The following is a 3,682-nucleotide window of genomic DNA, read 5'->3' as shown; positions in this document are numbered from 1 at the left end:
ATGGACTGGGACATGGATCCCGAAGTCGACGCCATTATCGAGGCGTCCCGCCAGGAGACGGACAACGCGGCTCGCAACGCTATCTACAAAGACATTTAAACCGCATAATTCATGAAGCTGCGGACTTGTGCTCCGTGGGATGGTTTCCCCGGTCTCGGTTTTCTTGCGCGCACCCGGTGTTTGCGTCCGGTTGGCATGCCGGCCGGTGACTTGGGTCTTGGGCGATACGGGTTGATGTTTCTGGGTTTGTCGGGGCGCATGCGTCAGGCTGTTTTCGGTGGGGCGAGGGCGTCGAAGAGAAGGAGGAGAAGTCCCTTTCGGGGACACGATGCCGGCAGGGTCACGATGATCCGGGTCTTCTTTTCGACGATGGTGGCGGCCAGCTTGACGAGATGCAGCCGCAGCGTGTCGAACTGGGCGCGGCGCCACGGTGAGCGCTTCGGGCAAGCCGCGCGAAGCTTCCACCAAATCCAGTAGGCGCAGCCGTGCAGCATCAGACGCATCTGATTGGCGTTGGCTTTCGAGCACGACGTCCGGTCTGCTGCGAGGTGGGCCTTCCACGCCTTGATGTGGTTCTCGGCCTGGCCGCGAGCGGAATAGAGCTTCTCGTAAAGGTGCTTGCCGCGACCGCCCTCGAGGTTGGTGACGATGTAGCGGGTGTCCCGACCCATGGGGCCAACCTCGACGCGGGCGATGACGCGGCGGGGTTTCGACCACGAGCGGGCTGCGTAGGAGAAGATTTTGAACCGGCGCAGCTTCTGACCCGGCGTGCGGGCGTAGCGCGCCGCTGTCGATGCCTCCAATGCCGAGATGTTCCGCGCCAGACGGCCGTTCTTTGACAGACCAAAGATATAGCGCAGCCCGAGCCCGTCACACAGGTCCAGAACCTTGGGTGTGCAGTAGTGGCTGTCGGCCCGCAGCAGGATTTCTGTCTTGGGCCAATGCTTGCGGATTTCCCGGATCAACCGGCGGATATGGGCCGCGCTCTCGGCCCCATTGGGGCGGCGGGCCGGGCGCAACAGTGTCCCCACGAGCCGGCCCTCACCGTCGAAGACGACGATCGGCTGGAAGCCGAACTCGTCGTAGAACGCATTGAACAGGCGCAGCTGCTGGTGCCCATGCACCGCGTCAAAGGTATCATCGATATCGAGCACGATCCGGCTTGGCGCGCGCGCAAACGAGTGGCAGTAGAACCGGACCATCTCGCGGCCCATGCGGATAAGGGCGCGGGCGTCGGGCAGGTTTTCCATGCGCGAGATCGTTGGCTGCGAACACAAGGCCGGCCCTGTTTCCGGGCCACGCTCCAGTGCGATCCTGAAGCTGGGATCGTTCCGCAGGGCTGCCGCGTCGTTGCCGTCTTCATACCCCGCCGCGATCATCATGATCCGGAAACGGATGATGTCGCTCAGGCTATGCTGAACTTTCGCCGGATCACGCGGATCGCGCAGGCATCCAGCGAGCCGCTGCGCCAGATCCGCCTTGCGCTCGATCTCGCGCAGCAGGGTCAGGCCGGCGTCGGAGCTCATGTCGGCGCCGTCAAACCCGAGCAGGACCGGCTTGCCATTGAGGGGTGACAGGCGGGGCGTGGAGCACGTAGACTGGGTCATGGCGGAGGTCGTCCTGCTGAAATCTGAATCTTTGGCGTCGATAACCAAAAAATGCAGAGTTTCAGACGGTTACGCCACCTCCGCCGCCTTCTCGTGAATTATCCGGGTTAGCAGACTATCGAGCAGGCGCGCAGATGTATAGTTCGCGGGCATCGGGTTCTCCAGCGGGTTCGGGGCCAAGCAACATTGACCCGATCACCTCCTAACAAAGCCCTACCAACACGATTTGCTGACATTCCCGCAAGATCGGTTCTGAGGGACCTTCGAGACGGGGCACGACCATGCTGATACATCTTCCTTCACAAGCAGGCCACGACCACGCCGAAGGTGCGGGCGGCGATCCAGGCGAGCACGGAGCCTGCTCCGGTCCTGGCCGAGCGCTTCGGCATAACGGAGCAGACCGTTTACAAGTGGCGCAAGCGCGACAGCGTCGCGGATCGCAGCCACACGCCGCACAGGCTCCAGACGACGCTGACACCACCGCAGGAGGCCGTCGCGGTGGCCCTGCGAAAGGCGCTGCTGGTGTCGCTGGATGATCTGCTGGCGGTTGTGCGGGAGTTCCTGAACCCGAACGCCTCGCGCTCGGGGCTGGACCGCTGCCTGCGCCGGCATGGCGTGGGGAACCTGCGCGACCTGAAGACCAAGGCGGCCAAGCCGAAGCACAGCGCCTTCAAGGCCTACGAGCCGGGCTACCTCCACATCGACGTGAAATACCTGCCGCAAATGGCCGATGAGACCCGCCGCCGTTACCTCTTCGTGGCCATCGACCGGGCGACCCGATGGGTCTTCATCCGTGTCTTCCCGGCAAAGACCGCGGCCAACGCACGGCGCTTCCTGCGCGATCTGGAGCGCGCCTGCCCGATCCGCATCCGCACCATTCTCACCGACAATGGCAAGGAGTTCACCGCCCGCGTTTTCGGCCTGCGCAAGCGGACTGCCACGGGAGAGCACGCCTTCGACGCGCTTTGCGCCGCCCTCAACATCGACCACCGCCTGACCCCGCCGAAGTCGCCGCAGACCAACGGAATGGTCGAGCGCTTCAACGGCCGGATCGAAGAGGTCCTGCAGAGCCACCATTTCCGATCAGGCGAGGACCTGGAGACCACGCTCCACCGATACGTCTGGCTCTACAACCAGCAGCTCCCGCAATCAGCGTTGGCCAGCAAGGCGCCCTTGCAGGCCATGAAGGACTGGCACAAAATCAAGCCAGAGCTGTTCAAGAAACAGCCATACTACCTTCCGGAATGTGACACTCTACAATAGGCGAACCCTCGGGATCGTAGTGCTCCTCCGTCACGTCCTTCAACTCGTGACCGATCAGGCGTTTCCTGATCTCTAACGGGCAGTGACGCCTTTTCAGCATAACGTTGAAATTCGTGCGCAGCGCGTGGAAATCCCGCAGGGGGTCGTAGACCCCTTCGGCGATCCGGTAATAGGTGAAGGTTTTTGTGAACGTTCCCGAAAGACGTCCCTTCGCCGCGCAACGCTCGATCTCGGGGAAGAGCCATTCCTGCCCCTGCGCTTTGCGATGCGCGACGAGGCGCAACAAGCCGAGATCGAGAAGGGTCTTGTGGATCGGTATGATCCGCGCGGCGGCCACCGATTTGAGGTGCTGATCTGCGCCGCTCTGGATGCGGAAGACCGGGATCGGCTCTGTTGCACGGAACGCCTGAAGGCCGAGCTTCCCCTTTTCCCCGTGGGGATCAGCCGACAGGTCGCGTGATGGGGATGCCGAGGGCGGTGTAGCGATTGAGGATGGCGATGCGGACTTGGAGTTCGGCGGTTTGTCTGTCGAAGGTGAGGCATCGAGCCGCCATCGGTCCGAGGCCGATGCCGAACGGCCATGAGTTTTTGCCCGAGCAGCTTCATGCAGTTCATCTTGGTCTCGGCGCGGCTTCGGCGGTGGTAGCCGCTCCATCGGCGCCAGATGGTCCGGCCAAGACGCTTGATCGCGCGTAAGGCCTCGTTCCTTCCTGCCGCCCCTGGGCTGTGCTTCTTCCACGGCTTGGCGTTGCGCCTGGGAGGGATGACCGCATCCGCGCCCCGGTTCGCGATGGCATCGCGGCAACCGCGGG

3 protein-coding genes and 1 pseudogene are annotated in these 3,682 nt (G+C 63.1%); 1 reads left to right on the top strand and 3 read right to left on the bottom strand.

Features of this window, described 5'->3' with window-relative positions; translation table 11 throughout:
• Positions 1–263 precede the first annotated feature (263 nt).
• On the bottom strand, positions 264–1,607 hold the full coding sequence (locus JSE7799_RS11395; protein ID WP_055663711.1) for an IS1380 family transposase: 1,344 nt from the start codon (positions 1,605–1,607) through the stop codon (positions 264–266).
• Positions 1,608–1,898: 291 nt separating this feature from the next.
• On the opposite strand from JSE7799_RS11395, the gene JSE7799_RS11390 reads away from it, so the two are divergent.
• Positions 1,899–2,870, top strand: a complete 972-nt coding sequence (locus JSE7799_RS11390; protein ID WP_055663710.1) for an IS481 family transposase — start codon at positions 1,899–1,901, stop codon at positions 2,868–2,870.
• Here the strand turns inward: JSE7799_RS11390 and JSE7799_RS20520 are convergent.
• Both JSE7799_RS20520 and JSE7799_RS19885 read right to left on the bottom strand, forming a co-directional pair.
• Positions 2,824–3,207: a site-specific integrase gene (locus tag JSE7799_RS20520; protein WP_144431674.1), complete on the bottom strand. Its 384-nt coding sequence runs from the start codon at positions 3,205–3,207 to the stop codon at positions 2,824–2,826. The two genes, JSE7799_RS11390 and JSE7799_RS20520, sit on opposite strands and share 47 nt — an antisense overlap.
• 103 nt (positions 3,208–3,310) lie before the next feature.
• Positions 3,311–3,682: pseudogene (locus tag JSE7799_RS19885) on the bottom strand (transposase); the annotation flags it as partial.

Source organism: Jannaschia seosinensis (assembly GCF_001408515.1).
Taxonomy (GTDB): domain Bacteria; phylum Pseudomonadota; class Alphaproteobacteria; order Rhodobacterales; family Rhodobacteraceae; genus Jannaschia; species Jannaschia seosinensis.
Note: the sequence above shows the minus strand (reverse complement) of the source record. Positions and strands in the feature narration are given on the sequence as shown.

What these genes read in the sequence shown, in the direction of transcription:
- JSE7799_RS11395 (WP_055663711.1), bottom strand. Translation starts at nt 1,607, where the DNA reads ATGACCCAGTCTACGTGCTCCACGCCCCGCCTGTCACCCCTCAATGGC.